At 52.6% G+C, this 25,679-nt stretch carries 28 protein-coding genes and 1 riboswitch; of the genes, 22 read left to right on the top strand and 6 right to left on the bottom strand.

The genetic code is table 11. The features are described 5' to 3' along the window. The first annotated feature begins 6 nt into the window (after window positions 1-6). Window positions 7-600, top strand: a complete 594-nt coding sequence (locus MKX98_RS27510; protein WP_113061516.1) for a TetR/AcrR family transcriptional regulator — start codon at window positions 7-9, stop codon at window positions 598-600. Between the two features lie 180 nt (window positions 601-780). Here the strand turns inward: MKX98_RS27510 and MKX98_RS27505 are convergent, their stop codons facing one another. After that, window positions 781-1,182 (bottom strand): secondary thiamine-phosphate synthase enzyme YjbQ, encoded by a 402-nt coding sequence (locus MKX98_RS27505; RefSeq protein WP_194544384.1) that lies wholly within the window; start codon window positions 1,180-1,182, stop codon window positions 781-783. Window positions 1,183-1,370: 188 nt separating this feature from the next. On the opposite strand from MKX98_RS27505, the gene cysT reads away from it, so the two are divergent. From cysT to MKX98_RS27485, 4 genes are read left to right on the top strand one after another with little or no spacing between them, the layout of a single operon-like run. After that, window positions 1,371-2,186: a sulfate ABC transporter permease subunit CysT gene (gene cysT / locus MKX98_RS27500; protein ID WP_071222617.1), complete on the top strand. Its 816-nt coding sequence runs from the start codon at window positions 1,371-1,373 to the stop codon at window positions 2,184-2,186. Further along, on the top strand, window positions 2,183-2,980 hold the full coding sequence (locus MKX98_RS27495) for a sulfate ABC transporter permease subunit (protein WP_071222618.1): 798 nt from the start codon (window positions 2,183-2,185) through the stop codon (window positions 2,978-2,980). Before cysT ends, MKX98_RS27495 begins: the two co-directional genes overlap by 4 nt. Before the next feature lies 1 nt (window position 2,981). Then, complete coding sequence (gene cysA / locus MKX98_RS27490; protein WP_194544383.1) at window positions 2,982-4,046, top strand: sulfate ABC transporter ATP-binding protein; 1,065 nt, start codon at window positions 2,982-2,984, stop codon at window positions 4,044-4,046. Window positions 4,047-4,081: 35 nt separating this feature from the next. Beyond that, window positions 4,082-5,140, top strand: a complete 1,059-nt coding sequence (locus MKX98_RS27485; RefSeq protein WP_339219586.1) for a sulfate ABC transporter substrate-binding protein — start codon at window positions 4,082-4,084, stop codon at window positions 5,138-5,140. A gap of 223 nt (window positions 5,141-5,363) precedes the next feature. Here the strand turns inward: MKX98_RS27485 and MKX98_RS27480 are convergent, their stop codons facing one another. Continuing rightward, a complete protein-coding gene (locus MKX98_RS27480) occupies window positions 5,364-5,930 on the bottom strand; it encodes a GNAT family protein (protein WP_339219584.1) in 567 nt (188 codons plus the stop codon). Between the two features lie 189 nt (window positions 5,931-6,119). On the opposite strand from MKX98_RS27480, the gene MKX98_RS27475 reads away from it, so the two are divergent. The 5 genes from MKX98_RS27475 (at window position 6,120) to MKX98_RS27455 (ending at window position 10,016) form a co-directional block, all read left to right on the top strand. Further along, window positions 6,120-7,400, top strand: coding sequence for a serpin family protein (locus MKX98_RS27475; protein ID WP_339219582.1), 1,281 nt, complete (start codon window positions 6,120-6,122; stop codon window positions 7,398-7,400). 112 nt (window positions 7,401-7,512) lie between these two features. Next, window positions 7,513-8,541, top strand: a complete 1,029-nt coding sequence (locus MKX98_RS27470) for a nucleotide-binding protein (protein WP_339224592.1) — start codon at window positions 7,513-7,515, stop codon at window positions 8,539-8,541. Further along, the gene (locus MKX98_RS27465) at window positions 8,538-8,774 is read left to right on the top strand and encodes a hypothetical protein (RefSeq protein ID WP_339219580.1); all 237 of its coding nucleotides are present in this window, start codon (window positions 8,538-8,540) and stop codon (window positions 8,772-8,774) included. The genes MKX98_RS27470 and MKX98_RS27465 overlap by 4 nt, the downstream gene beginning before the upstream one ends. Before the next feature lie 146 nt (window positions 8,775-8,920). Then, window positions 8,921-9,700: an MBL fold metallo-hydrolase gene (locus tag MKX98_RS27460; protein WP_339219578.1), complete on the top strand. Its 780-nt coding sequence runs from the start codon at window positions 8,921-8,923 to the stop codon at window positions 9,698-9,700. A 181-nt stretch (window positions 9,701-9,881) separates the two neighbouring features. Next, window positions 9,882-10,016 carry a hypothetical protein gene (locus MKX98_RS27455; RefSeq protein WP_258394733.1) on the top strand — a complete coding sequence of 45 codons (135 nt, stop codon included), beginning with the start codon at window positions 9,882-9,884 and terminating at the stop codon, window positions 10,014-10,016. Window positions 10,017-10,306: 290 nt separating this feature from the next. On the opposite strand, the gene MKX98_RS27450 is transcribed toward MKX98_RS27455, so the two are convergent. Further along, complete coding sequence (locus tag MKX98_RS27450; protein WP_339219575.1) at window positions 10,307-10,717, bottom strand: GNAT family N-acetyltransferase; 411 nt, start codon at window positions 10,715-10,717, stop codon at window positions 10,307-10,309. Between the two features lie 220 nt (window positions 10,718-10,937). On the opposite strand from MKX98_RS27450, the gene MKX98_RS27445 reads away from it, so the two are divergent. After that, window positions 10,938-11,699, top strand: a complete 762-nt coding sequence (locus tag MKX98_RS27445) for a TioE family transcriptional regulator (protein WP_071222627.1) — start codon at window positions 10,938-10,940, stop codon at window positions 11,697-11,699. A 136-nt stretch (window positions 11,700-11,835) separates the two neighbouring features. On the opposite strand, the gene MKX98_RS27440 is transcribed toward MKX98_RS27445, so the two are convergent. Together MKX98_RS27440 and MKX98_RS27435 are read right to left on the bottom strand one after the other, a co-directional pair. After that, window positions 11,836-12,642, bottom strand: a complete 807-nt coding sequence (locus MKX98_RS27440; RefSeq protein ID WP_071222628.1) for a Cof-type HAD-IIB family hydrolase — start codon at window positions 12,640-12,642, stop codon at window positions 11,836-11,838. A gap of 38 nt (window positions 12,643-12,680) precedes the next feature. Beyond that, window positions 12,681-13,583: a DMT family transporter gene (locus MKX98_RS27435; RefSeq protein ID WP_339219573.1), complete on the bottom strand. Its 903-nt coding sequence runs from the start codon at window positions 13,581-13,583 to the stop codon at window positions 12,681-12,683. Window positions 13,584-13,870: 287 nt separating this feature from the next. Between MKX98_RS27435 and MKX98_RS27430 the strand changes: the two genes are divergently transcribed. Beyond that, window positions 13,871-14,584, top strand: a complete 714-nt coding sequence (locus MKX98_RS27430) for a metal-dependent hydrolase (RefSeq protein ID WP_071222630.1) — start codon at window positions 13,871-13,873, stop codon at window positions 14,582-14,584. Window positions 14,585-14,672: 88 nt separating this feature from the next. Here the strand turns inward: MKX98_RS27430 and MKX98_RS27425 are convergent, their stop codons facing one another. After that, window positions 14,673-15,674, bottom strand: a complete 1,002-nt coding sequence (locus MKX98_RS27425; protein ID WP_194544376.1) for a lipoate--protein ligase — start codon at window positions 15,672-15,674, stop codon at window positions 14,673-14,675. Window positions 15,675-15,848: 174 nt separating this feature from the next. Between MKX98_RS27425 and cobD the strand changes: the two genes are divergently transcribed. The 10 genes from cobD to cobS all read left to right on the top strand — a co-directional run bounded on the left by cobD (window position 15,849) and on the right by cobS (window position 25,571). Then, the gene (gene cobD, locus MKX98_RS27420; RefSeq protein ID WP_339219570.1) at window positions 15,849-16,973 is read left to right on the top strand and encodes a threonine-phosphate decarboxylase CobD; all 1,125 of its coding nucleotides are present in this window, start codon (window positions 15,849-15,851) and stop codon (window positions 16,971-16,973) included. A gap of 75 nt (window positions 16,974-17,048) precedes the next feature. Further along, window positions 17,049-17,783, top strand: coding sequence for an adenosylcobinamide amidohydrolase (locus MKX98_RS27415; RefSeq protein ID WP_339219567.1), 735 nt, complete (start codon window positions 17,049-17,051; stop codon window positions 17,781-17,783). Then, window positions 17,780-18,757, top strand: coding sequence for an adenosylcobinamide-phosphate synthase CbiB (gene cbiB, locus MKX98_RS27410; RefSeq protein ID WP_339219565.1), 978 nt, complete (start codon window positions 17,780-17,782; stop codon window positions 18,755-18,757). Before MKX98_RS27415 ends, cbiB begins: the two co-directional genes overlap by 4 nt. Beyond that, entirely contained in the window at window positions 18,748-19,596 is an 849-nt protein-coding gene (locus MKX98_RS27405) for a histidine phosphatase family protein (protein WP_339219564.1), read from the top strand. Before cbiB ends, MKX98_RS27405 begins: the two co-directional genes overlap by 10 nt. 152 nt (window positions 19,597-19,748) lie before the next feature. Further along, a riboswitch (cobalamin riboswitch) is annotated at window positions 19,749-19,953 on the top strand. Window positions 19,954-20,210: 257 nt separating this feature from the next. After that, window positions 20,211-21,215, top strand: a complete 1,005-nt coding sequence (locus MKX98_RS27400) for an ABC transporter substrate-binding protein (protein ID WP_194544371.1) — start codon at window positions 20,211-20,213, stop codon at window positions 21,213-21,215. Next, a complete protein-coding gene (locus MKX98_RS27395; protein ID WP_339219562.1) occupies window positions 21,212-22,258 on the top strand; it encodes an iron ABC transporter permease in 1,047 nt (348 codons plus the stop codon). Before MKX98_RS27400 ends, MKX98_RS27395 begins: the two co-directional genes overlap by 4 nt. Continuing rightward, window positions 22,255-23,040, top strand: coding sequence for an ABC transporter ATP-binding protein (locus MKX98_RS27390; RefSeq protein WP_339219561.1), 786 nt, complete (start codon window positions 22,255-22,257; stop codon window positions 23,038-23,040). The genes MKX98_RS27395 and MKX98_RS27390 overlap by 4 nt, the downstream gene beginning before the upstream one ends. 67 nt (window positions 23,041-23,107) lie before the next feature. Further along, window positions 23,108-24,178 carry a nicotinate-nucleotide--dimethylbenzimidazole phosphoribosyltransferase gene (cobT, locus tag MKX98_RS27385; RefSeq protein ID WP_233355070.1) on the top strand — a complete coding sequence of 357 codons (1,071 nt, stop codon included), beginning with the start codon at window positions 23,108-23,110 and terminating at the stop codon, window positions 24,176-24,178. Further along, window positions 24,175-24,753, top strand: coding sequence for a bifunctional adenosylcobinamide kinase/adenosylcobinamide-phosphate guanylyltransferase (cobU, locus tag MKX98_RS27380; protein WP_339219559.1), 579 nt, complete (start codon window positions 24,175-24,177; stop codon window positions 24,751-24,753). Before cobT ends, cobU begins: the two co-directional genes overlap by 4 nt. Next, window positions 24,750-25,571 (top strand): adenosylcobinamide-GDP ribazoletransferase, encoded by an 822-nt coding sequence (gene cobS, locus MKX98_RS27375; RefSeq protein WP_194544367.1) that lies wholly within the window; start codon window positions 24,750-24,752, stop codon window positions 25,569-25,571. The genes cobU and cobS overlap by 4 nt, the downstream gene beginning before the upstream one ends. Window positions 25,572-25,679 lie beyond the last annotated feature (108 nt).

Below are 25,679 nucleotides of genomic sequence, written 5' to 3'. Positions count from 1 at the left end.
AATAATATGGCAAGAAGAGCAGTCGAACGCGAGTTGTCGAGAGAGCGGATACTGGAAGCAGCCAGGCATTTGTTCATAACCAAAGGATACAGGGCCATATCGATGCGAAGCATCGGGCAGCATCTGGGTTATAGCCACGGCTCCCTGTATTATCATTTTAAGGAAAAGGCGGAGCTTTTCTACGCCATTGTCATGAAGGACTTTAATGATCTAAGTGATTTGCTGTTGGAAGTCTCGGGAAAGCCTCCCTGTGACGGGGTATCGAAGCTGGAGCAGCTGATGCTGGAATTCGTTCGTTTCGGTCTGGATAATCCTTACCAGTACGAAATCATGTTCATGATTCGGGACGAAGAGCTGCTGTCCTACTGTCGCTCTGAGCAGGGACGCTGTTTTGAAATGTTTGCTATGCTGGTCCGTCAGTATTTGCTTGAGGAGAATTACAGTGAGGAAGAACGGCGAACCGTTCCGTTGACTTTGTTTTTGTCGCTGCATGGATTTATATCGTATTATATTCAGGACAGAATTGGTTTTGATGAGATTAAACCAGCCGCTCTTACCCATATCAAAGTGTTATGCCGGAGTTTGTACAGCAGGGTCTGATGTTTAAATACGGTCAAAACGTGCAGCTTGATGCTTCAATCCGTTACAACGATCTAGCGTTGAAACGTCAATCACTTAATGAATAAAACACAGACAGGTCCACGCCCCCTAGCATGTGCCTGTCTGCTTTTTGTGCTGTTATACATACGCTGGCGTCAACATAACATCTTATTTAAGGGATCATCCTTCCATGATCTTCACATGATATTGGCGCTGCCTCGGTCCGTCGAATTCGCAGAAATAAATGCCCTGCCAACGTCCGAGGAGCAGGTGCCCGTTCTGAATGATCACGGTCTGGGAAGGGCCGCAGGTGATCGATTTGAGGTGGGAAGCGGTGTTGCCCTCCGCATGGCGATACTTGGGATGATTCCAAGGATAGACCTCATCGAGCGACATCAGGACGTCCCGTTTCACATCAGGATCCGCATTCTCATTGATGGCAATCCCCGCCGTCGTATGCGGGCAATAGATCAGGACCGTTCCCTGCTGGACCCCGCTTTGTTTCACGTAGGAGTGGATCTCCCTTGTAATATCCCTCATCTCATCGCGACCTTGCGTTTCCAATTCACCGGTATACAGCATGTAGAATACCTCCTCATTTTTTACCATTTCTTTTATTTTACCCGATAAAGTGCAAAAGATGGATTGACGATGGGATTCCGCTTTTGGTAAAGTATGTGTAAAGAAAACCAAGTATACAAATAGGAAATATAAAGATGGTTTGCGAAAGTGTCGACCGGAATGCCATCCGGAGGCGGGAGGGATACGAGATGACAACATGGATTCGTCATAAAGGTTGGACTTGGGGATTTCGAAGTACCGTACTGCTTTATTTTCTTGCCTTGATCGTACTGCCGATCTTTGGGGTATATGTGCAATCATTCTCTGCAGGATGGAGTCATTTTACGGAGAGCATTATGGATCCGATCGCGTGGAAGGCTGTGCTGCTTACCATCAAGCTGGGCGTCATCTCTACTTTCATCAACGTGCTTATCGGAACGATGATTGCATGGGTGCTTATACGATATAAGTTTCCGGGAAGGACGCTGCTGAACAGTCTGGTCGACCTGCCCTTTGCACTGCCGACAGCCGTTGGCGGTCTGATGATATTACTGCTGCTGGGCCCCGGGAGCTTTCTCGGTGGTTTGGCAGAGAAATTGGGTTTTGAAATTGTATTCCACCAGCCCGCGATTGTGATAGCGATGATGTTTGTCACGTTTCCGTTTGTCATCCGTGCGGTTCAGCCGCTGCTGGAGGAGCTCGACCCGCTGGAGGAAGAAGCGGCATATACGATGGGTGCTTCCAGGACGAGAACCTTTTTCAAAGTCATCCTGCCGTCGATGCTGCCCGGGATTATCAGCGGAGGAATGCTGGCATTCTCAAGGGCATTAGCCGAATTCGGGGCCGTTGTCTTGGTGGCCGGCAACATTCCGGGAAGAACACTGATTGCCTCGGTTTTTATTTTTGGTGAGGTCGAGAGCGACAATCCTGCTGGAGCGGCTGCGGTATCGATTCTGCTCCTTACCCTCTCTTTTATCATCCTCTGGGTGATCAATGCCGTACAGCAGAGGGGGAGACGAGTTTGAGACGTCTGTGGATCGGACTTACGTACGCCGTATTTATTATTCTGTTAATCATCCCCCTGTCCCGAATTGCGATCGGTGCGTTTGATAAAGGGCTGAGCGGGTTTGCCGAAGGTTTGTTCAGGCCGGAAGCCTTGCATGCCCTGATGATGACGGGGCTTATAGTGGTATTCGTTACGTTCTTCAATGCGTTGTTTGGCATCATGATGGCGTTGTACCTGGTACGGGCGAATTGGCTGAGCCGAAAGATCAAGGGCATTCTGAACAGCATTGTCGATTTGCCCTATGCGGTATCGCCGGTCATTGGCGGTTTGATGATTGTACTGCTGCTCGGACCCGACAGCATCATCGGCGGTTTTTTTGAAGGGATCGGGTTTAAAGTGGTATATGCTTTCCCGGGTATGGTAATCGCCACACTGTTCGTCACGTTTCCGCTCATGGTTCGTGAGGTCATGCCTGTATTGCAGGAAATTGGAAATGATCAGGAACAGGCGGCAGCGACGCTGGGGGCTTACGAATGGACAACGTTCCGAAAGGTAACATGGCCTTCCATCCGGTGGGCTGTCGTATATGGCCTGGTACTCACGGTGGCCCGTTCATTGGGCGAGTTTGGTGCGGTGCTGGTGGTGTCCGGTAATATCATGAATAAAACTCAGACGGCGACAACGTTAGTATATCAGGATGTGGAGAATTTTAACGTGGCTGCGGCGAATGGCGTCGCATTGGTATTGGCTGCCTTCTCGGTAGGACTCTTGCTGTTGATGGAATGGGCTAAAAAAAGAAAGGATGTGCATTGATATGCATGTGGAGGTTCGCGATCTGAACAAGCATTTTGGTACGTTTCATGCCGTCAAGGATGTCAGCTTCGAGATTGAGAAGGGACATCTGATTGGACTTCTGGGGCCCAGCGGAGGCGGCAAAACCTCCATCCTGCGCATGCTGGCCGGGCTTGAGAATCCGGACTCCGGGCAAATCTCCTTTCATGGCCAAGTGGTTAATGATCTGCCGCCGCAGGAGCGCGGAATCGGCTTTGTATTCCAGAACTATGCCTTGTTTAAGCATATGACCGTGTTTGATAACATCGCTTTCGGCTTGAAGGTGAAGAAGACTCCCAAGGCCATAATCAGGGACCGGGTAATGGAATTGGTGGAGCTGACCGGCTTAAAAGGTTTTGAGAGCCGCTATCCGCACCAGTTATCGGGCGGACAGCGTCAGCGTGTAGCCTTTGCCAGAGCGCTGGCACCTGAACCGCAGCTGCTCTTATTGGATGAACCGTTTGCTGCCATCGATGCGAAGATCCGCCAGGAGCTTCGCTCCTGGCTTCGCGAGCTGATCGAGCGGGTCGGCATTACGTCGATTTTTGTTACGCATGACCAGGATGAGGCGATTGAAGTCGCGGATGAAATTATGATTATTAATCAGGGGCGCGTGGAGCAGAAGGGAACTCCTTGGGATATTTACAAGGAGCCGAAGACGCCGTTTGTCGCTTCATTCATAGGCGAATCCACCGTGATTTCGAGCGCGGCCGAGCTGAAGGGATTTGAGGCAGCGGCTAACAAGAATGCGACGCGTGCGCTGATTCGTCCGGAATATATCGAGATTGGAAGCAAGCATGATTTCAGCGTGTTGTCCGCAACGGAGACGGGGATCGTCCGTCATCTGCATTTCCGCGGCAGCGAATGGCTGGTGGAGGTGGAGGTTAAGGGACATAAGCTGATCACCTACCGTTCACTGGAGAAGGAAACGCTGTACCCGGGTCAAGAGGTCCGGGTTCTCGTTCACCGGGCTTATCTCTTTAATGAAGAGCACAGCTGGATCGAGGAGAATCGATTGAAGGTCGACCCGATGCCAATTATGATCTGATGGTTCTAAATATCCGAAGGGAAGTGGATTCATTCATGCGGATCTTAAATATGAAACGCACCTCATTCCTGCTGGTTGGCATGGCGCTTCTCTTCAGTTTTTTTATGGCAGGATGCGCCAGTGATCCGCCGGATCGCGAAGAAGTGATATCCCGAGCGGGAGAGCGAACGATCGTTCTGGGCGCGTACAGCGTGGCCAGAGACGCCTTGTCCGAGATCATCCCTGCTTTTCAAGCGCAGTGGAAGGAGCAGACGGGAGAAACCATTCGGTTTCAGGAATCCTACGAGGCTTCCGGAACACAAGCTCGTGCCATCACGGGCGGATTTGAGGCCGACGTAACGCTGCTTGCCATGGAAGGGGATGTCGACAAGCTGGTTCGGGAAGGGCTTGTGGACCCGGAATGGAAATCTCAGCCGTATAACGGCATGGTGACACGATCGATTGTCGTTCTCGGCACGCGCGAGGGAAATCCGAAAGGAATACGGGATTTTGACGATCTGACCCGATCGGACGTCAAGGTGCTGTATCCGAATCCGAAGACATCGGGCGGCGCCCAGTGGGACATCAACGCGATCTACGGCGCGGGGCTGAAACAATCGGAAGAGAACGGGAAGCGTGACCCTGCCGAAGCGAAAGCTTTCCTTGAAGCGGTTCACCGCAATGTGGAATCGCTCGATAAAAGCGGGCGGGCTTCCATGGCGGCTTTTGAATACGGGGTAGGCGACGTGATCGTCACGTATGAGAACGAGCTGCTCGCCCGGATTGCTCAAGGCGTCCAATATGATATCGTTGTGCCGCAGCACACGATGCTGATCGAGAATCCGGCTGCAGTCGTCGAGCGTTTCGCTGAAAAACACGGCACGCTGGATGTATCGGCAGCTTTCGTAGAGTACTTGCGCACGCCGGAGGCGCAGAGCATATTCGTGAAGTATGGGTTCCGTCCAGTTGAAGAATCGGTGTATGAACAGACGAAGGATCAGTTTTCCAACCCGCCGGGGTTATTCGATATCGAGTATCTGGGTGGATGGGATCAGGTGCGCGAGACGCTGTATTCCAAGCGCGGAGTCTGGTATCAGGTGCTGGCCGGTCTATGATGCTCGCGGCAAACGGGAGCGATTGAGGGTTCATGAGGGTCAGTCGCGTGCTGAGCTGCGTTTCGTACATGGTCCGTCGATCAAAAAAGACAAAAAAGCGAGCCGTCCAGGATCTCCTGGCCGGCTCTTATTTGTATATATAGAACATTAAGCAATGATCTGAATAACGCCTCATGTACTGGAAGTTTTCCATGTAAACGGATGGTGCCGTACAATCCTTGCCCTACACGCTCATTTTCCGCGCTTCCCATTCTTCGCGCAGAATGCCCATGCGAATGGAATCGTAGTAAACGCCCTCGTAATATCTGCACTTTCGCATACGGCCTTCGAGCTGCATGCCAACCTTCTCCGCGCAGCGCATCATTCTCGGATTGCCGGACCAGGTGGTGATGCCGACACGAGCGATGGTGAGATTTTGAAACAGACATTCCACCCACAGCGACAGCGCTTCCGTGCCGTATCCGCCGCTCCAATGGCTCGGATCGTAAATCAGGATGCCCGCTTCCAGCCAGCGTGAGGGTTCATGCTCCCAATAGAACGTGACGATGCCAATCGTCTTTCCCTCTGCTTCGATGAGCAAATCACTCGGAAATTGATCGGTTTCGAAGTCGGCGTTCCACTGCGTTTCAAATATTTCGTAGGAAATCTGCTTGAGCGGGAAATAAGGAGCGTCGTATTTTTTCCATTCCGGATTCTTCGTGCCATAGATCAGATTATATAAAACCGGGGTATCCTCGGGTTTCCTGGATCTTAGCGTCACTTTGCTGCCTTCAAGGCGAATTTTTTGCATATGTAGAAATTCCTTTCGCTCTGTATTCTGTACATGCTTAAGTACGGTTCGGGTTCTCTACATTGTAACGGTGAACAAATGGGTTGCCAACTAAATTTGGATAAATGATCCTGTATATGAAACATTAGGTGACATTATTCCGTCAATAGCAGATAGACAAGGAATTTGAGATTGAAGGGGGACAAGGTTATGCGAAGAAGAATGGTACTCTCGGGCCTATGTTTACTTATGGGGCTTACCGCTTGCGCTCAGGGCAGCGATATCCAGTCAGGGGAACCGCAAGCCATGGTGGATAAGCTGCCCAAAGTGAAGGAATTGTCGGCTGAAGAACGTAAAGAGGTATTGACCAAGATTGATACCGGCATGGTGGAAGCGCAGAATGATTTTGGCTTACGATTGCATCAGGCGTTATCGAATAACCCGGAGTACAGAAGTGATAATCTGATTATTTCTCCATACAGCGTTACGCAAGCTTTGGCACTGGCCTATAACGGGACAGCGGGCGGTACGGCCGCCGAGATGTCCGACGTACTTGGATGGAAGGACATGAATGTGGCTGATATCAACGATGGGAACCGCCAGCTGCGATCATTGCTGGAGAATGGGGGCGGCGTCGTGCTGAATGTGGCCAATTCCGTTTGGCACCAGCCAGGCCTTGAGATGAAGAAGACGTATTTGCAGGCCGTTAAGGATAGCTATCGTGCTGAAGTTAAGGAGGCCGACTTGTTGCATGCCGATGCAGTGGATGCCATAAATCGGTGGGTGAACGACAAGACGAGCGGCATGATTCCCTCGATATATGATAAGCCTCCGGGCGGCGTTGCGGTTCTGATCAATGCCATTTATTTTAACGGCGGGTGGACGGACGAATTTGATCCGGCGAATACCGTGGATGAAGAATTCACGCTTTCTGACGGCACCACTCAAAAAATTCCGATGATGAAGCGGGAAGGACGATACGGTTACAAAGAAGGGGAGTCCTGGCAGGCGATCCGCATCCCTTATGGAGATGGCCGCATGCATATGCTGGTCATCTTGCCGAAGGAATCCTCATCCATGGATGAGCTGCAGCAGCAGCTGTGGAAGGATGCGTCCGTCTGGAAAGGTGATTTCCCGCATGAGACCATCCAGCTTGGGCTGCCCAAATTCAAGGTGGAACAGACCTTCGAGCTCCCGAATGCGCTTCAAAGTTTGGGGATGATTCAGGCATTCGACAGCGATGCAGCTGATTTTAGCGCCATGGCAGCCGATGGAGAGAAATTTTGGATTGATAAGATAAAACACAAAACCGTAGTTGATGTCAGCGAAAAGGGAACAGAGGCTGCTGCAATTACAGCAGTCGGGATCGAGACAACTGCTGCTCTGACCTCCCAGCCGATCGTCATGAATGTTGACCGCCCTTTTTTCTTTGCCATTGAAGATCGGGACACCGGCACATGGTTATTTATGGGGTCTGTTTTAAAACCTTAGCATATACTATACCAACATGCGCCTGCCATAATTTTCACCCAAAAATAGGCAACTTTGTTATAATGGTCGAATAAGACTAAAATGTATAACAAAGGGAGAATAGGATGTGCCTATGACCATACCGAAGCCGAATTTATTCATAGGTTCTTCCAGAGAGGCCATCAAGTATGCAAGGGCGATCCACGAACAGCTTAAACGGTCCGCCCAAGTGACACCTTGGTACGGCGGAACGTTCGGGGCGAACATGTATACGATGGAAGCTTTGGAGAAGCAGCTGGCGTCCAGTGATTTTGGTGTGTTCGTCTTTTCTCCGGATGATGTGGCACTCATTCGAGGCAAACATGTATTTGTTACCCGCGACAACACGCTGTTCGAGATGGGACTGTATTGGGGAAGGCTCGGGCGGCGAAGGGTGTACTGCATCATCCCGGATCAGGTGGAGGCAGACAGCAGTTCCGTTCAAGACGTGATCGTTAAGGATTACCATCTACTCTCCGACCTGCAGGGCTTAACGCTGCTCGAATATGAACTGCGAAGCGATGACGATTACAAATCAGCCGTCGATGTCGCTTGCGGGCATATACTGAGCGCGATCGAAACCGAAGGGTTCTACAACAACCCGAGCACCGTGATTGAACAGAAGGATGCGGAGCTGAGGCGCAAGCAAAGCGTGCTGCATTTTTTCTGGGAATATAACCGAAATGTGCATGTGAGTGATGAAGCGGGAAAATATCATGCACTGAGTGAAGCTGTCCGAAATTCCTTGCTCCCACCGGCTGCAGGGGATTTCAGGGTGACCGGGGCCGCCTTCTGGGGCCGAAGAGATGAAGGCATTGCCCAAATTGGGGGTAATGTAGGTAGAGGACGGTATTTCCCGTTCGATGGGAGTAAGGAACATTCGCCAAGTAACCAGTCGATTTACGTGATAGATGTCTATAATAGTGGAAAATGGGCATTTTATCACGAAGAGGAAGTTGCGCAGGTGTATGTGTTCTGCTATCCTTTAGGTGTAAATCATGTATTGTCCGTGCATTTTACGGGACATGAGATTCTTACGGATGAAGATCTCGCGGAGGTTGTAGAACAGAATCGTGAGCTGCTTCGTACCATCAGGCATTTAGTTGGAGGGGATTCGTCGTGAGCAGGAATGAGAAGAAGAGAACGTCAGGTCATCCGCAGGAGTCCGCCAATGGCAGCAGCTGGGTGGTTCGGGGACCCGTACCGATGATGAGTACGCTGAAATCCCGGAAGCGCTCGGTTAGACGCCCAAGCAAGAACAGTGTATATGTTGGTCCTTCTGTGGAAGGTGTAGATAAGAAATACGTCAAGGTCATCAGCGGAGCTGTTGACGATAATAAGCCCTCATTTGCTTAATGAATTGCTATGATACCGTTTAAGACGAAAGACCGTTCGGGATGATCCGGGCGGTCTTTGTTTTTTCTTCGTGCGCTTATACAATATAGGGACAAGGTTTTTACGCAAACAAGAACAAATCTATAAGCACAAATGGGGGATGTCGTGTGAGCGGGGATACATTGACTTTTTTGGGAACGGGAGATGCCATGGGCGTTCCGCGGGTATATTGCGATTGTGAGGTATGCACGGAAGCCCGGAATACGGGGAACAATCGGCGCTTGCGCTCTGCCGTTATGGTAGAGTGCGATGAAACGTGCTTCATGATCGACTGCGGCCCGGATTGGCGCTCTATGATGGAGGGGCTGGGAATGCGGAAGATGAGCGATATGCTGATTACGCACGCCCATTTTGATCATATCGGCGGCCTGCCGGAATGGAGCGATGCCTGCAGATGGCAGAGGGAAAAGGGACGGTTATACGCCCCTGCCGAGGTGCTGGAGCAGATTGTAAGGCAGTATCCATGGCTCCCGCGACAGATGGAGATGACGCCAGTCGATGATGGATTTTCACTGGGCGGCTGGGAGATTTCCTGCTGGAAGGTAAACCATGGACAGAACGGATATTCTTATGCATACCGGTTTCAGAAGGACGGGTACGTCTGGGTATACAATTCCGACTCGATTAATCTGAGCCCTGCGGAAAAGGAACCGCTGAATGGCGTGGATTTGCTGGTCCTCGGAACCAGCTTTGTTCATGAAACCGCCAAATTTGAGACGCGCTCCGTCTATGACATGAAGGAAGCGGCAGAGCTGCTCGCCGAGGTGAAGCCTCGCCAAACGGTGTATACCCATATGTCTCATGACGTCGACGTTCGGAAGGAGCTGCCTCTTCCGGAGGGAGTCCGCGTGGCGAGGACAGGGATGACCGTGAGTCTAAGCAAGTGAAAAAAATATGATGGACTCGATACTGATGCATACAGCGCCGATTACAATGCAACCTGGGCTAAAGATGTGAACTTGGCTAGATAGGCACTGGGAGAGATCCAAAAGACAGCTAATAACATTATCCGCGAGAGTAACCGGTGGGATGTTGACACGGCGAAGCTACCCGAAAGGGGGCGACGCTGTGTCACTTGATCTTTTGGTGAAGATTCTGGATGTGCTACTAAAAGTGGTTGGTATTTTTGCTGGCCTGAAGACTTTGCATGGTAGCGGAAAACAGAAGAAAACACGTAAAGACAAGAAAAACCACCGGCGATAGGTTGGCTCCCTAACCGGTGGTTTTTCATTTCGTATGAATCTCTCGCCGTGGGTTGCCCACTGGCCTTTGTTAAAAGTCACGATGTATCGAGCATCGTGACTTTTATTATTTTACGCTTCCTATATATTGATTATACCACAATAGAAACAATCCGGAACAGCCGTTTCATGAGTCAATATTGATTTATCAACAATTCGAGGACTATTTGAATAATGAAAGAAAGCGAGATGCAGCGGAAACAATTCGCAGCCCAGTGAGATGCCATACACAGGTTTGAAGGCCCCGCTCTCTTACAGAGACCTGGCCATGCCGTATCGATCAGGGTACAGCAGCTTGAAGCCGGCATGTTGGTACAGCTTGATTCCGGGCACGTCGGTGATGACGGTGACCTCGGCTCCGCTTGGCGCTATTTTTGCCAGCCGGGAGAGCAGCTCGGACACGATCATCTCTTCAACCCCTTGATCAAGGTGGGAGTCCGCAACCATAATATCCACCAGTTGAAAATAGAAAGCGCCATCCCCTACGACCCTTCCCATCCCGATCAGCCGGTCATTGTCGTCTCTGGCCAGAAGGGACAGCACGCTGCGGTTTAGCGCTGTTGCTATGGCCGAAATCTCAACCTCAGGCAGCCCTGCAGCTGCTTTTAGATCCATGTATTCTTGATTCTGTGGAAACTCCTCGGTTATGTGCACGTTCATCATAATCAGCCTCCCGCGGTTAATAATAAGTTCATCTTGCCTCTACACCACTCAATATACAACATTGATGCAAGTGAGAAGATGTCTTGCAGCGGATCCAACCATGTCGAGGATGTCATCCAATAAATCTTCTCATAGCACTTTAATGTTTTAATTTAAGGTTTGCCAATGGCTTGCGATTCTGGTAAAGTAGGTTCTCAATCGTGATTGGGGAGGGAACGGCATGCATTACTACAAGCCGAAAGATATCGCCAAAGAGCTGCAAATCAGCACGAGTGCTTTAAGGCATTATGAATCTTGGGGAGTGGTACCCCCTCCTGCCCGGAACGAGAAGGGCTACCGTTTATACACGCAAATGCATATGGCTTACTTCCGTTGTCTGCGCGCCATGTTTCCGGGCTTTGGGTACGCGGTTACTTATGATGTGATTCGCCACATTCAGAAGAGGGAGATGGATGAAGCCCTCTGGCTCGTGAATGGGGAGCAGGTCAAACTGTTGCAGGAAAAAAACATTGCAGACGAAACGCTTGCCTTGCTCGAGAATCCCGAACTTAACATCATCAAGGATAAAAAGCTCAAACCCCATATGACAATCGGCGAGGTCGCCGAACTGACCAACGTGGAATCGTCCGCCATCCGTCACTGGGAGAAGGAAGGCTTGATCACCCCGGATCGAAACCCCGAGAATGGATATCGGCTGTATACCCCGTCGCAAGTCAGGCAGATTTTGCTGATCCGCTCGCTCAGGCGGACCGTATATTACTTGGAGAGTATCAAGGAGATTATTCAGGCCGTGGAGCATCAGAGCATTGAACAGGCCCAAAAAATGGTTCGCGAAGCGTTGTCCGTCATCCATCAACGGAATCTGCAGCAATACAACGGCATTCATAAATTGATGGAGCTGTGCATGGAGGTTGGCCTGCTGGAGTTCAACGATGCGGCGCTTCTGAAGCCGATTCTAACGTTTAACCCGGATCGGGAATGACGGACAAGCCGCGAAGGCTCTGCGCCGTCCCTCGTGACCTGTTAGGGAACGCACTGGCTGCGTTTTTTAAAGGACATGAACAAGCCCCCATGGATATCATGGAGGCTTAATTGCGCAGATTTATTTGTTCCGGATATTAACCTTGGTTGAGCACGAATTTATCAATGACATGTTTCACGCCGTCTTCGTTATTCCCAAGCGTAACGTAATCGGCAATTGCCTTAAGCGGCTCGATCGCATTGCCCATAGCGACGCCAAGACCGGCGGCTTCCAGCATCTCGTGATCGTTCCAGGAATCTCCGACAGCGATGGTTTCCTTGAGGTCGCAGCCGAAATGATCGGCAAGGAAGGTGAGTGCATGTCCCTTCGTGCCTTCCTTATGCATGAACTCCAGAAAATGCGGTTTGGATTTGGTAATGTGCATGTCATCGCCCAGCAGCTCACGGAATACAGGGATGAGTTCATCCAGATAGTCCGGATCGTCAATGATGAGCATTTTCGGGGTCGGTTGCTGAACCATTTTCATAAAATCAGGCTCGATGTAATACGGCGTCCGGTTCAGGGCGCAGTAATCGATCAGCTTCTGATTCTCTTCACGGGCATACAGCTTGTCATCGATGTAGGTTTGCAGATGGAGATTGTGCTCTACGCAGTATTCATACAGCTTCACGGCTGCATCGACGGGTACAAAGCGTTCATAGAGAACCTTCTCGTCGAGCAGATTTTTAATCAGGGCGCCCTGGTAGGTGATAATGGGAACGTTGAGTCCGGTTTGACGCGCAATAGCTTGAGCGGACGCATAGGCACGCCCGGTTGCCAGTGTCACAACGACACCGTGGGCTACGGCTTGCTCAAGCGCCTGCTGGACGCCGGGGGTTACTTCCTTATCGTCATTGATCAAGGTATCGTCAATGTCGATGGCCATCAATTTGTAAGTTGTCATGGGTATCTCTCCTTTTGTTTCTGTCTCTGTCTTTAACTCTATTGTACCTTCTGTGGCGCAGACTTCAATTCCGCAATCATCATTCCTGCCAAAATGCATAGACAACCGATGCCGCCGATGAGCGTAAGCCGCTCTCCCGCGAACAGGATTCCGGTCAGCGCGGCGAATACCGGCTCCGTTGCATAGATGATGGCCACCCTGGACGGCGTCGTATATTTTTGACAGACGGTTTGGATCCAGAAGGCGAATGCGCTGGTAGGTCCGATGGATACAGCCAGCGCCCACAGCACGTTCGGCTGGGTCAGCTTCCCCATCAAGTTGGTCACATTGCCGACATGCTCGGTTAGCGCAGATGCCGCTAAGCTCAATATCCCCACGACAGCCATCTGGAGCGCCGCCAGCAGCAAAGCAGGGTATCTCCCGGCATAAACGCCCGTGTAACCGATATGGAGCGCAAAACCGATGGCGCAAACGAGCACCAGCAAATCCCCTTTATTCAGGCTCATGCCGGATCCGGTGAAGGTAAGCAGATACAGCCCTGCCACCGCAAGCAAAGCGCTGATCCAGGTGAATTTGGAGATGGAGTGCCTTAGCAGAGCATAGGATATGAAAGGGACCAGCACGACGGACAAGCCGGTAATGAAGCCTGTATTGGACGTGGTCGTGTGCAAAAGACCCGCGGTTTGAAAGGCGTACCCTATAAATAAAAAAAGACCCAGCAGGCAAGCATGCAGCAGCATTTTGCCGGATATTAGCTTCCACTGGCTCCGGTAGAGGAGGGTGATGATCCATGCAAGGAGCAGGGCCGCTCCCAGAAAGCGGACCGAATTGAAAGCCATCGGCGGGAGCACGCGAACCGCATGCTGAACGATGAGGAACGTAGATCCCCACATCATGGCCACCAGAAGCAGGCTGAGATCGGCAATTCGTGAGCGATTCACTCGGTAGTCATCCTTTCCTGAAGGCGTGAAACTCCTGATGAGATTCCCGTGCATTCGTCCCAGGTCGTAACCTTGGGCAAGTGATCAAATTGTATCCCATATCAGAGAATCGGACAACCATTTTTAGGCCTAACCCAAGTGGAAGGGGTAGACAAAAAGAGGATGATTTTGCTATACTAATGAACCGAACGTACATTCTCATGACCCTGGGCTATCGGAGGTGAAGGTCGGCAAGCGATCCATCGATCCCATAGTCAGCATTGAGCTTAGAAAGGAAGATTGTCATCATGATGGGCAGAGCTCATTTGATTATTAGCACAGGGGTCACGTTATCCGTCATGGGCATGAGCGGAGTGCCTGTCACATTGCCGGCTGCCGCAGTGGCTTTGGTTAGCGCGCTGCTTCCCGATATTGACGAGCCCAACTCTCTGCTGGTGCGCAAAGCGATTCCTTCCGGGTTGCTGCGAATCCTTCAGCTGGCCATGATCGGCGCAGCCATCTTTGTTGTCTTCTACGGCAAGGAGTATGCCCCCTGGAACATCGCCCTGGCCGGACTGATCGGGGTGGTTTCGTACCTGCCAAGCCGGACCCTGCGCCATATCGTCATGTTCCTGATCGGTCTCGGACTGATATCATTTGGGCAGGGCTTCAGCCCGTGGAACACGATCGCAGGCAGCGTGCTTATTGCAGGCTCCTTGGTGACCCACCGGGGGTTAACCCATACCGTCTATGCCGCTGCCGGATGGACGGGCCTGCTGTATTTCGCATCGCAGGGTAAGATCGGCGGGGAAAGCCTATGGTTTGCCGGCGGTTTATCCTACTCCATTCATTTGCTTGCAGATGCATTGACCAATCGCGGAATCCGCCCGCTTCCTCCGTTCAAATGGAGAATTAAACTGAAAATCATGAGCACAGGAAGCAAATGGGGACGCACGGTAGAGAATGCCTGCATTGTGTTAACGCTGGTCCTCGTTTGGTATGTGTTTATGGCCTCCTCTTGATCCGAGGTATACCTGTTTGAAATGAAAAAGCCTCCCACCCTTGTGCATGTTGCATACGGGCGGGAGGCTTATTTAATACGAGCCGGCTCTATTCCTCAAGGAAAATCAAGCCGATCAGATCGTCGAGCTCAAGGTTGCCGAAGTAAAACTTGACGTCGATACCGGATAACGCGGTGCGCACCGCTGTTTCTTCATACCGTTTGCCGCGGAGCAGGTTCTCGATATCAGCGACATCGCCGACGCCGAAGAAGTCGCCGTAAATCTTGATCTCTCCGATATGTCCTTCACGGATGTCCATTCGGATATCGATAATGCCCACCGGGAACTTCTTGGCATGCTTCACATTGCTTTCCGGGGATAGCCCATAGTTCCAATCCCAGTTCTGGTAGCGTTCCTTCGAGATCTGGTTGATCATCTCCCAGTCCTTCTCTTGAAGGACGTATTGCGGTACTTGATCCGGTTCCATACCGAAAATCGAGCGAAGCAGCTCGGCGCGGAACTGTTCAATCGTCATATCCGTGCCAAGCAGCTCCTTGATGTTCGCCACGCGGCTGCGGACGGATTTGGTGCTCTTGGATTTGAATTTTTCCGGATTGGCATTCAGCGAGGCTTGGACATCATCCAGGTTCAGGTCAAACATGAGCGTGCCGTGGCTGAACATGCGTCCCCGCGTCGAAAACTGCGCGTTCCCCGAAATTTTCTTCTCGCCGACCTGCAGGTCATTCCGGCCGCTAAGCTCGGCGGGCACGCCCATCTTTTGCAGGAAGTCGATAACCGGCTGCGTGAACTTCAGGAAGTTGTGGAAGGACTGTCCGTCATCCTTCGTAATGAAGCTGAAATTCAGGTTGCCGAGATCATGGTATACGGCTCCGCCCCCGGACAGCCGGCGCACAACCTGAATGTTGTTGTCACGAACGTATTCCTGGTTGATCTCTTCGATCGTATTCTGATGCTTTCCGATAATAATGGAAGGCTTGTTGATATAAAAAAGAAGGTAGCTCTCGTCCATGGACAAGTGCTTCAAGGCATATTCTTCAATCGCTAGGTTAATGGAAGGATCGTGGATCCCCTGATTATCGATAAATAGCATAGTATCCTCCGTCGTCACAAATCAAAATGTGGTGCTTCCAGACTATTGTAAACCAATTTTAAGGCAGAGACAAAGCATTCCATGTTGACGAGGCAGGGACGGTAGCGACATAATGATGGCATTACATAACGGCAGGGCTTGCAAGAGCCGGGACATGGAACAGGAGGAGCCCTTATGAACGACAAAAAACAGCCCTTGATCGAGGTGTACGGCCATGGAGGAGACGTGGAGACGGCGGCGGCTGCATTCGGAAGGAAAGCCTCGGCTTTCCTGGATTACAGCGCCAATATTAACCCGCTCGGACCGCCGCAAGGCGTTATGACGGCCTTGCAAGAGGGAATGAGTGCGGTCATTCGTTATCCGGATCCGGGACACCGCAGGTTCAAGGAGCGGCTCGCAGCTGAGTTAGGCACCGATACCAGACGAATCCTTGTCGGCAACGGAGCGGCAGAGTGCATGGCGCTATTGTTGATGGGTCTTACGCCAGGGATTGTGGGCGTAGTTGACCCGTGTTTTTCCGAATATCGGGAATTGTCCTTAAAATTTGGTTCGGACATCCACTCCGTGTGCGGACATCCGGAGAGGGACTGGAGAGCAGACAAGGCGGATGTTATGGAGCTGTTGGCCCGTACGGATCTCGTGTTTTTGGGCCAGCCCAACAATCCGAACGGGGTTCAATACAGCCTGGAGGATATCCGTGAAATAGCGGTATGTGCAGAGCAAGAAGGGACCTGGCTGGTGCTGGATGAAGCCTTCATCGATTTCATTCCGCCGGTGGACAGACAGACCTTGATGCCGGAGCTGCAAGACTATCCGCGGACGGTCATTGTCCGGTCGATGACCAAGTTTTATGCGATTCCGGGCCTGCGGCTCGGATATACGGTCGCGCATCCTGACGTGATACGCAAGATGGCAGGCAAACAGGTGACGTGGAGCGTCAATGGACTGGCGCTGCTTGCCGGAGAGGCTTGTCTTGGCAGCGGCAGGGAATATGAACTGGATACGCTGCAATTGATTCGCGCAGAGCGCGAGAAGCTCATACGGGGGTTACAAGCGCTGGAGCTAGACGTTACGCCGGGCGAGGCTAATTTTCTACTCATGGAGCTTCCGCGGCCATGGAGTGCCGGGAGGTTTCAGTCGGAGATGGGCAGACGCGGCGTGCTTGTCCGCAGCTGCGCCATGTACCCGGGCCTTGGTGAGCGTCATATCCGGCTAGCCGTTAAGGATGCCGGAGCTAATGACAGGCTGCTGGCCATAACCGCAGAGGTCCTTGGAAATTCTTCTGCTGGCGTGACATAGGGATGTTTAGCAGCAGAGCTATAGGAAGAACGCTACAGTTGGTTCAGATATTTAAGGAGCAGGGAGAGAAAAAACATGGCAGCACCTTTTCTGAAAGGCAACACGCGTCCGTATTGCTCGGATGCTTGGCCGGGAGCCACAGTGTACTTGGAATCGGAGCGGCCGCATCCGCATATCCGGATCTCGCTTCCGGAGCCGGCTGCGTCCATAAGCAGTGCCATATACGGCGGCGGATTCGTGCTATTGGATCATATCGTAAACCGTTATGTGGACAAGCATTACGATTGCAGCGACCCTGTGAACGATATGGTTAACTTTATGGCTGTTCACGGTTATCCGGCTGAATCCACAGCTGGATTGATGACAGCGGTAAAACTGAAGTATGCCTCTATTCGGGAAGAGCGGAGTGAACAAGCCTCCATCCTGTGCTGCACCACCGCCGGCGTGGGCAATGCAGCCCGTGCCGGGTCGAGTCGTACGACCTTTGCCGCTTATCAGCCGGGCACGATTAATATCATGTTGATGGTGGACGGGATGATGACGCCGGCTTGCATGGTGAACGCGATGCTGACGGCGACGGAAGCGAAAGCCGCTGCGCTGCATGATCTTGGCGTGAGGGATCATGAGACCGGAGGCGTTGCGACCGGAACGACAACGGACGCAATGGTCCTTGGGGTCAGCGGCAATGCAGCGTATGGCGTGAACCACCATTATGCCGGAACCGCAACCGATCTGGGCGGCATGATCGGCCGTCTTGTCTACGAGAGTGTTATGGAAAGCATTATTACCGAAAGAGAGGACCGGATATGACCGTCGTATGGGTCATTTGGGCAGCGGTCGTGCTGGACCTGCTGATCGGAGATCCGAGATGGCTTCCCCATCCTGTCATCGGCATGGGGAAAGCCATTCGCCGGGTTGAAGGCTGGATACGCCAACGGGCGACTACCGCTCAGAGCCTGAAGCGAGCGGGCATTCTGCTGCCGGTGATCGTTGCCGGCGGATCCTTCGTGCTGGCATGGCTGCTGCTGGAGCTGTGCGGAGCGATTCATCCTTGGCTAGCGTGGGGAGTAGAGATCGTGCTTATTGCGACTACGATTGCCATTAAAGGGCTGAGTGAAGCCGGATTGGAGGTCTACGGCCATCTTCGCTCCGGGAATATCGCGGAGGCCAGACGCTCGCTCAGCATGGTTGTCGGAAGAGACACCGGTCATCTGGATGAGCCGGAGATCGTGCGGGGAACGGTGGAGACGGTTGCGGAGAATATCGTGGATGCGGTCATCGCTCCGTTGTTTTTTGCCCTGATCGGGGGAGCGCCGCTGGCGATGGCCTACCGGGCCGTGAATACGCTCGACTCCATGGTCGGATATAAAAACGACAAATACCAGCATATCGGCTGGGCATCCGCAAGGCTGGACGATATCGCCAATTGGATACCGGCACGTCTGACGGCAGGACTGTTGACCATGGTGGCTGCCATGTTGTCGCTGCAATGGAAAAAAGCGATCAAAATGGTAAGAAGGGATGCGCGAAAGCACCCCAGTCCGAACAGCGGCTTCCCGGAATCGGCCGTTGCCGGTGCGCTGGGGGTTCGTCTGGGAGGCGAGAATTCCTATCAAGGCGTGATCTCGTTCCGGGCTTATATGGGGGATCCCGAACGCCCGCTTGAAGCGGAGCATATTCGGGTGACAAACCGTCTGCTGCTGGGCGTGTCGGTATTGTTTACGTTGCTGGGTACCCTGGTGCTTGGACTTGTTGCCGCAGCCGGAGGAAACCTATGGATATGAGGATCACGCTGCATCTGGTCCGTCACGGCCGCACGTTGTGGAACGAGGAGCGCCGTTATCTCGGCCATGAGGATCAGGGAATCCTGGTTGAGGAAAGGGAACAGCTCCTCCCGCTTCGGGATAGGTTTTTTACCGGGCAGTTTGTCCGGATCTATTGCAGTGATCTCCTTCGATGCAGACAGACGCTGAATGTTATCCTATCGGACTCCAAAATGGCTGCTATTCCTGATGATGAAGTTTTGGGCAGGATTATACCGGGAGTGATGTATGATCCGCGGCTGCGCGAGCTCGATTTCGGAGATTGGGAAGGGAAAACCTACGAGGATTTGAAATCGGATATCTCTTATCGGCGCTGGATTGATAACCCCGCAGAAGTTACGCCGCCGAATGGGGAGAGCTGGGAGGCGTTTCGTTCCCGGCTTCAGGCATTCTTGACCGGATTGCATTTGGATTTAAAGGAACTGTTGCATGTAGAGGAAGATCCGGATACCCTTGTGCAGGCAGAGGCAGAGGCAGAGGCAGAGGCAGAGGCAGAGGCAGAGGCAGAGGCAGAGGCAGAGGCAGAGGCAGAGGCAGAGGCAGAGGCAGAGGCAGAGGCAGAGGCAGAGGCAGAGGCAGAGGCAGAGGCAGAGGCAATGCCAGTTGGTTATGTCCTTGGAGCACAGAGGGTGGAGCTTGATGTGCTTGTGGTGACCCATGGAGGCGTCATCCGGCAGATCGCTGCAGCAGTCCTTCCGCATACGGAATTCTGGGAGACGCAGGTGTCGCCGGGCGAGGAGCTCAAGCTGCAATTGACATGGGACGGAGAACGCTGGCAAGGCGTACGGTTAAGCGATTAAACGAAATCGTATGATATCGGTGCGGAATGGGCGATAACGGGATAAATCCGTATCATAAGGCATTTGAAATGACCGAAACTTTCGGTTGTAAGAGGGAGGTTTATCGCCTATAATCTTGGGCAGAGAAACCATGCTTGGCCTAACATACATAAATTCATATTATTTGCGAGGGTCCCGGACAGAGGGCATTTATTGTCATCTGCCGGGTTAATAGGGAAGCCGGTGCAAGTCCGGCACGGTCCCGCCACTGTGAAGCAGGGACTTCTCCATATGCCACTGAGCCAAAAGCGCTTGGGAAGGCGGAGAAGTCGTTACAGCCTGCAAGTCAGGAGACCTGCCCTCGGCGAATGAATGACGGTCCTTCGAGGAGAGGATTACGTTTGCCGGACCCATGCAGCATGTGTGGGCGGAAGTTTAAGGCGCTATCTGTGAACGGTGATCCAGATGTCCTTATGTTAAAACGTAATCCCTGATTCCTTGTTTTACGAGGAGTCGGGGATTTTTGCTTCTTTGGAGTATGACGATTGATGTTTTTTTCTCCCGGTAAGGATCGGTCGAAGGAATGTAAACTCGCAGCGCCAGGTTCTCAATTATGTATAGGGGGATTTCAAGAGATGAAAGCATTGAACAAAACATGGTCCGTACTTCTGGTAGCCATACTGATGGCTCTGGCCTTGATCGGCTGTGGAGGCGAAGAAGCTGCGCCGAAGGATACAACGCCGCCGGCACAGCAGGAAGAGCAGAATAACGAAGCGCCTGCGGATTCGGGCGAAGAGCTTAAAACGACGTATCCGCTGACCGTCAAGGATTCAACCGGGGTTGAAATGACGTTTGAGAAAGCTCCGGCCAAAATTGCATCCCTGACACCGTCCGAGACGGAAAAACTGTTCGCTTTGGGCCTGGATGAGGAAATTGTGGGCGTGTCCGATAATGACGATTATCCGGAAGCGGCCAAATCCAAGCCGAAATTGGGCGGGTTCCAAGTAAATGAAGAGGCTATAATTGCAGCTGATGCCGATGTGGTATTCGCCGCTTCGATGAATGCCGAGAATGCCGAGAAATTGCGTGAGCTTGGCGTTACCCTGTTCGTCAATGATCCGAAAACCATCGATGCCGTAATGGAGAACATCCAGTTGATCGGACAAATTACGGACCGTCAAGCGGAAGCGAAAGCCGTCGTGGATCAGATGAAGCAGGAATTGACTACCGTTACAGAAGCCGTGAAATCCGTGAAGGATGAAGACAAAAAGAAAGTGTATGTGGAATTCTCTCCAGGATGGACCGTCGGCAAGGGCGAGTTTATGGATGAGATCATCACCTTAGCTGGCGGCGTTAACGCAGCCGGCGAAGCGGAAGGCTGGTTCGAAATCAGCGAGGAGAATATTATCGCTGCAAACCCCGACGTCATTCTGTACACGGACGATGTCGTTGACGAAGCAACCAAGAAAACATTGGATCAGCTGATTAAGGAGCGCGGCGGCTGGGATCAGATCGAAGCCATCAAGAACGATCAGGTCATATCCGTGGATGCGAATCTGTTAAGCCGTCCGGGTCCCCGTGTAACGCAAGGATTGATTGAAGTGGCGAAGGCCGTTTATCCGGAACTGATGAATCCATGAGTAAAAAACTTGCAGGATTCGGTGCGGCCGGCATCATCCTATTACTGTTAACCTTGGTTGTCAGTCTCGGAATCGGCTCCGTGCACCTGCCTGTGAGAGAGATTGGGGCGATGCTGCTGCACCGGCTGCCGGGAATCGGCGATTCCATCGTTCCGGGCTGGGAAGCTTCATCCGAGCAAATCTTAATGAAGGTGAGATTGCCGCGCATATTGCTTGGGATGCTCGTAGGAGCCTCCCTGGCCGTCGCCGGAGCCGCCTTTCAAGGGGTATTGCGCAATCCGCTGGCGGATCCGTTTACGCTCGGTGTATCCTCGGGTGCTGCGCTTGGCGCAGCATCCCTGATTTTTTTCGGGATGGAATACTCCTTTGCCGGAGGTTACACGCTCCCGCTTGTAGCGTTTCTGACCGGAGCAGGGACCTTATGGGTCGTTCTGCTGCTGGCGAGGGATCAAGGAAAGCTGCCGATCCACGGGCTCATTCTGTCCGGCGTGGTGATGCAGTCGTTTCTGGGTGCCGTCGTTTCCTTCCTGACGGTCATGTCCAAAGATACGGTGAACCAGATCCTGTACTGGACGATGGGGAGCCTCAGCATGCGTGGATGGTCGTATACGGCCATCCTTTTCCCGTATTTTATCGCAGGTTTTATATACTTATGGAGCAGGTCGCGAGCGCTTAATATTTTGTCGCTGGGGGAACGGCAGGCCGCCCATATGGGCTTGAATGTGGATCAGCTGAAGACGAGCGTGCTCATCGTTGCTACCCTGCTCGCCGCAGCAGCCGTGTCGGTTTCCGGCGTGATTGGATTCGTGGGACTTGTGGTACCGCATATGATCCGTTTGATCACCGGCTCCGATTACCGCGTCATTGTTCCACTGTCGGCTCTGGGCGGCGCGATGTTCATGGTCTGGTGCGATACGGCGGCACGGTCCGTGCTGGCACCAACGGAAATACCGCTGGGTGTAGTTACGGCATTCATAGGCGCTCCGTTCTTTGCGTATTTGCTATACCGGAACAAAAAAAGGCGCAGGGAGGGTTTATCATGATTACAGCTCAAGGACTTGGCAAAGCCTATGGCAAGGTGCCGATTCTTGAAGGTGTGGACCTTCACATTGCCGAAGGGGAATGGTGGGGGATCATCGGTCCGAACGGAAGCGGTAAATCCACCCTTATGCAGCTGTTATCCGGTGTGGAGAGTCCCACGACAGGAAGCGTGACCCTTCGGGGCAAGGAGCTTGGACGCTATACCCGAAAGGCGCTGGCACGGATCGTGGCGGTGCTTCAGCAGGAAGGGCTTGACCCTACTGATTTTACGGTCCGGGAAGTGCTGGAGATGGGGAGATTCCCCTTCCTGAACTGGCTTGGTCGTGAAGATAAGGATGCAGCCCCGCTCATTGAGGCCGTTATCCGAAAGCTGGATCTGAACGGTCTGGAAGAACGGCGGCTTACCGAGTTAAGCGGGGGCCAGCGTCAGCGTGTCGCGCTTGGCAAGGTGATGGTCCAGGAACCCTCGCTGCTGATGCTGGATGAACCGACGACTTATCTGGATATCCGCTATCAGCTTCAGTTTATGGATATGGTGGCGCAGTGGCGGAGCTCCTCCGGAATTACCGTGATCAGCGTACTACATGATCTGAACCTGGCAGCTCAGTTTTGCGATAAGCTGCTGGTGCTTGATCAGGGAAAGATCGCGGGGATTGGCAAGCCGAAAGAAGTTTTGACAGCGGCGTATATACGCCGAATCTTCCGGGTAGAGCCCTCGATTGTGGCCCATCCCGAGAATGGCGCTCCGCAGGTGCTGTTAACGGCAAATAGCACGTGGTCCTGACCGATGCAGCCGCATGTTCCGGGCGGGGATGCAAGATTTAGGAACAAGATATGAGGAGGTCATTTCATTGACGGATACCATCGTGAATCGTTTAAATCGTTACATTGCTAACATAAAACCGCTGAGTGTCGAGGTGCAGAACGAAACAGCCGCTTATTTGGATACGCTGACGAAGCCTCCGGGCAGTCTGGGCAAGCTGGAGTCGCTAGCGATCCAATTAGCGGGCATTACAGGGAATATGAAACCGTCGTTCACCCAAAAATCCGTCGTTGTCATGGCTGGCGATCATGGAGTCTGTGAAGAAGGAATCAGCGCCTTTCCGGCTGAGGTAACGCCCCAGATGGTCATGAACTTCCTGAATGGAGGGGCGGCTGTGAATGTGCTGGCCCGTCAGGCGGAGGCAGACGTTCATTGTGTGGACATCGGGGTCGCGATCGAGCTGAACCATGAGAAGCTGATGTCGCGGAACGTTGGCAGAGGAACCGCCAATATGGCCAAAGGGCCTGCGATGACAAAGGAAGCGGCACTGGAGTCCATTGTAGTCGGTGCAGAGGTAGCTGCCGAATTGGTATCGCGAGGAACGCAAATGTTCGTGACCGGAGAGATGGGCATTGGGAACACGACACCGAGTGCGGCGATCTTCTCTGTTCTGTCCGGCTATCAGCCTTCTGAAGTCGTGGGGAGGGGAACCGGCGTAACGGATGAACGGCTGCTGCATAAGATTCGAGTGGTGGAACAGGCTATACAAGTTAATAGACCTCATGCCGATGATCCCCTCGACGTGCTCGCCAAAGTTGGAGGATATGAAATCGGCGGGTTGGCTGGACTGATCCTGGGTGCGGCTGCTCACGGTTGTCCTGTTATCATCGATGGTTTCATATCCAGTGCGGCGGCGCTGGTTGCCAAATGCATCTGCCCGGACGCTCTCTCCTATATGATTGCCTCTCATGTTTCGCATGAGCAGGCGCATGTTCTTCTGCTGAAAGAGCTCGGACTCCAGCCGATGCTGCAAATGGACATGCGTCTTGGCGAGGGGACGGGCGGGGTGCTGTGCCTTCATCTGGTCGAGGCGGCGTGCAGGATCGTGAACGAGATGGCGACGTTTGAGAGCGCTGGAATCAGCGGAGGGGCCGTATGAGCCATCGTGGAAGCGTGTTGGTAACAGGCGGGGCCAGAAGCGGAAAGAGCTCATTCGCGGAGAAGCTGTGCATGAAGCGATCGGACTCTGGAACGTACGTGGCGACTGCGCAAGCCTACGACGAAGAGATGAGGGAACGGATCCGGATTCATCAAGACCGCAGGCAGGATTCAGCCTATGGTTGGGAGACGGTGGAGGAGCCTGTCGCACTGCCCGAATTGCTGGAAACGCTCGGCCAGTCCGCCTCGGATGCCCCTGCGGTGGTAGTGGACTGCCTGACGCTGTGGCTTACGAATGTGCTGCTGCAAGCTGAGCCTGAAGGAAGTGCTGCAATGGAAGAACGGTTAGGACTTCAAATCGGCAGACTGGCAAGAGCGGTACAGAGTTACCCGGGCATGGTCATTTTGGTAACCAATGAAGTGGGGTCGGGTATTGTTCCGGAATATCCGCTAGGCCGAATATATCGCGACTGGGCAGGGATCATGAATCAGAGGCTGGCTCAGGTATGCGATGAAGTATTTTTGGTGACGGCGGGAATTCCGATGGAAATCAAGAGCAAGGAGTATCTCATATGAGCAAGATGATCGAAGCGGCTGCGGCCGCTTTTCAATTTCTATCGAGGCTGCCGGTGCGGAGAGAAATTCCTTTTACGCCGGAAGTGCAGCAACGGAGCGTCGTTTTTTATCCTTTGGTAGGGGCGGTCATAGGCTTTATCGTTGGCGGATTGGGACTGGGCTTAAGCTATGTGCTGCCCTCCCTTCCTGCTGCCGTCATCCTGCTGGTTGTATGGGTGGCGCTGACTGGAGGGCTTCATCTCGATGGCTGGATGGACAGCGCGGATGCGCTGCTCAGCCATCGGTCGCGCGAACGGATGCTTGAAATCATGAAGGATAGCCGTGTGGGTGCGATGGGCGTCATGGCGTGTATGCTGCTGCTCCTTCTGAAGGCTTCCTTGATCATGTCTGTATGGGATTTGTCAGCCGGGGCATGGAAACAAGAGGCATGGCTGCTGGTGCTCGCTCCGGTTTGGAGCCGCTGGTTTATGGTCCATGCGATGTATCGCTGGCCGATGGCACGGGGAAGTGAGGGGCTAGCCGCTCTATTTCACGGATTGACGGCCGGAAGGAGATCGCTGGCGGGCGTAATGGCTGCTCTCTTAACGCTAGTTACTGTAGGTTTCCTATGGTTCACGGCAGGCGAGACTAATCTTTGGACGATTGCAGTCGGAGGAATCCTTATTATCCCATTCATAGCCTGGGCAGCTGGAAGTTTAACGGCTGAACGGATGAGCCGAAGACTTGGAGGACTGACGGGGGATACATATGGAGCGCTCAATGAACTGATTGAAACGGTTTTGTTAATATTTGTGGTTCTCCTTTTGAAGTTTACATGATATGATAGTAGGGTGATATCAGTGGTAATCCGATCAACATAGTCGACATAATCCGCATCGATGGGAAACTAACGATTTTGACAGGAATTTTCTCAATCGGGTAATGAT

Source organism: Paenibacillus sp. FSL W7-1332, assembly GCF_037969785.1.
GTDB lineage: Bacteria > Bacillota > Bacilli > Paenibacillales > Paenibacillaceae > Paenibacillus_AQ.
The sequence above is the reverse complement of the archived record's forward strand: the minus strand, read 5'-3'. Positions and strand labels throughout refer to the sequence as shown.

Coding starts and splice junctions, on each gene's coding strand:
- MKX98_RS27510 (WP_113061516.1), top strand. CDS start 7: ATGGCAAGAAGAGCAGTCGAACGCGAGTTGTCGAGAGAGCGGATACTG.
- MKX98_RS27505 (WP_194544384.1), bottom strand. CDS start 1,182: ATGCTGTATACCGGTGAATTGGAAACGCAAGGTCGCGATGAGATGAGG.
- cysT (WP_071222617.1), top strand. CDS start 1,371: ATGACAACATGGATTCGTCATAAAGGTTGGACTTGGGGATTTCGAAGT.
- cysA (WP_194544383.1), top strand. CDS start 2,982: ATGCATGTGGAGGTTCGCGATCTGAACAAGCATTTTGGTACGTTTCAT.
- MKX98_RS27485 (WP_339219586.1), top strand. CDS start 4,082: ATGCGGATCTTAAATATGAAACGCACCTCATTCCTGCTGGTTGGCATG.
- MKX98_RS27480 (WP_339219584.1), bottom strand. CDS start 5,930: ATGCAAAAAATTCGCCTTGAAGGCAGCAAAGTGACGCTAAGATCCAGG.
- MKX98_RS27475 (WP_339219582.1), top strand. CDS start 6,120: ATGCGAAGAAGAATGGTACTCTCGGGCCTATGTTTACTTATGGGGCTT.
- MKX98_RS27470 (WP_339224592.1), top strand. CDS start 7,513: ATGACCATACCGAAGCCGAATTTATTCATAGGTTCTTCCAGAGAGGCC.
- MKX98_RS27450 (WP_339219575.1), bottom strand. CDS start 10,717: ATGATGAACGTGCACATAACCGAGGAGTTTCCACAGAATCAAGAATAC.
- MKX98_RS27445 (WP_071222627.1), top strand. CDS start 10,938: ATGCATTACTACAAGCCGAAAGATATCGCCAAAGAGCTGCAAATCAGC.
- MKX98_RS27440 (WP_071222628.1), bottom strand. CDS start 12,642: ATGACAACTTACAAATTGATGGCCATCGACATTGACGATACCTTGATC.
- MKX98_RS27430 (WP_071222630.1), top strand. CDS start 13,871: ATGATGGGCAGAGCTCATTTGATTATTAGCACAGGGGTCACGTTATCC.
- MKX98_RS27425 (WP_194544376.1), bottom strand. CDS start 15,674: ATGCTATTTATCGATAATCAGGGGATCCACGATCCTTCCATTAACCTA.
- cobD (WP_339219570.1), top strand. CDS start 15,849: ATGAACGACAAAAAACAGCCCTTGATCGAGGTGTACGGCCATGGAGGA.
- MKX98_RS27415 (WP_339219567.1), top strand. CDS start 17,049: ATGGCAGCACCTTTTCTGAAAGGCAACACGCGTCCGTATTGCTCGGAT.
- cbiB (WP_339219565.1), top strand. CDS start 17,780: ATGACCGTCGTATGGGTCATTTGGGCAGCGGTCGTGCTGGACCTGCTG.
- MKX98_RS27405 (WP_339219564.1), top strand. CDS start 18,748: ATGGATATGAGGATCACGCTGCATCTGGTCCGTCACGGCCGCACGTTG.
- MKX98_RS27400 (WP_194544371.1), top strand. CDS start 20,211: ATGAAAGCATTGAACAAAACATGGTCCGTACTTCTGGTAGCCATACTG.
- MKX98_RS27395 (WP_339219562.1), top strand. CDS start 21,212: ATGAGTAAAAAACTTGCAGGATTCGGTGCGGCCGGCATCATCCTATTA.
- MKX98_RS27390 (WP_339219561.1), top strand. CDS start 22,255: ATGATTACAGCTCAAGGACTTGGCAAAGCCTATGGCAAGGTGCCGATT.
- cobU (WP_339219559.1), top strand. CDS start 24,175: ATGAGCCATCGTGGAAGCGTGTTGGTAACAGGCGGGGCCAGAAGCGGA.
- cobS (WP_194544367.1), top strand. CDS start 24,750: ATGAGCAAGATGATCGAAGCGGCTGCGGCCGCTTTTCAATTTCTATCG.